1 protein-coding gene and 1 pseudogene are annotated in these 1,297 nt (G+C 66.5%); both read right to left on the reverse strand.

Annotation, left to right across the window (positions count from 1 at the left end; all coding sequences use genetic code 11):
• A pseudogene (locus tag LI953_RS15335) lies at positions 1-377 on the reverse strand (hypothetical protein); the annotation flags it as partial.
• Positions 338-1,297, reverse strand: a 960-nt coding sequence (locus tag LI953_RS15340) for a recombinase family protein (RefSeq protein WP_227076960.1), incomplete at its 5' end; no start/stop codon positions are given. The gene LI953_RS15340 and the pseudogene LI953_RS15335, both read right to left, overlap by 40 nt.

Consider the following 1,297-nt stretch of genomic DNA (forward strand, 5'->3'; position numbering starts at 1 on the left):
GGGTTTTTGCTGCTTGAAATCCAAGACAATTTGTCGCCATCGGCCGCCGTGGCCAGGTGCAGGATCGCCGCCAGATCGCCATGCAGCTCGGCCCGCAGGCCGTCTGGGGCAGTGGCATCGGGCGTCAGCACCACCTTCTCAATCAGACCGGATAACGCGTCCGCCGCTTCGGCCCGGATCGTCTCCTCATTCAAAGACGCCTGCAGGTCAGCGACCTTGGCAGCGTACAGCGCCGCTGCGTTCGGATGCAGGCGCACCGTGGGCGTTGGCGCATCAGCTGCAGCCAGTTGTTCCTGCACGTGCCGCTTCTCCGCCTCCAGTTCGTCGAGCCGCTGCTTCAGACTGTCATTCCAAGCGCCGTTCTCGATGGCGCGCAATACGCCCTCCAGCTTGCGCTGCACCGCGCCCAGTTGCGATTGCAGCCGAAGCGGTCCTTGGCGGTCATCGCATAAGGGGCGCCGCAGCAGCCGCAGCGCAGCAGGTTGCTGAGCAGGAATTTGCGCCGGTGCGCGCGGTTGAGCGCGTTACCGGCGGCGTCCTTGCCCATCTCGATGCGGACTTGCCCCTGCCGGGTTTTGACCCGCTGCCATAGGTCGTCGTCGATGATCCGCAGCTCCGGCGCCGCCACGCTCTCGTGCTGATCGGCCGGATTGGGCCGGGCGACGCGCTTGCCGGTGCTGGGGTCCTTCACATAGGAACAGCGGTTCCAGACCAATTGGCCGATATATAAAGTGTTGTTGAGGATGCCGGTGCCGCGGTCGGCCTGGCCGCGGATCGTGGTGTCGCCCCAGGGGCGGCCGCCGGGGCCGGGAATCCCTTCCTTGTTCAAGTCGCCGGCGATGCCGCGCGGGGCCTTACCGGCGGCATAGTCACGGAAGATGCGCCGGACGATCTCAGCCTGCTCCGGATTGATGCGGCGCTCACCGGCCTCCTGGTTGCCCGGCTTCGGGGGCACAGCATCATAGCCATAGGCCAGGCCGCTGGGGATCTTGCCGTCACGCACGCGGCCGAGCTGGCCGCGCTTGGTTTTCTGGCCGAGATCGGTCAGCTGCAGCTGCGCCATCGTGCCCATGATGCCGATATGCATCTGCGTGACCGCGCCGAGATTGACGGCGTGCAGCTGCACCCGGCGAAAGCTCAGCTGGTCGAAGCACCGGGCGACATCGGCCAGATTGCGGCCGAGCCGGTCGATCGCTTCGGTCACCACCACCTCGAAGGCTCCCGCCTGGGCATCGCGCATCAGGTGCTGAAGGCCCGCGCGGGTCAGCATGCTGGCGCCGGAGACAGCCGCATCTTC

This window comes from Acidocella sp. KAb 2-4 (assembly GCF_020567705.1).
Classification (GTDB): domain Bacteria; phylum Pseudomonadota; class Alphaproteobacteria; order Acetobacterales; family Acetobacteraceae; genus Acidocella.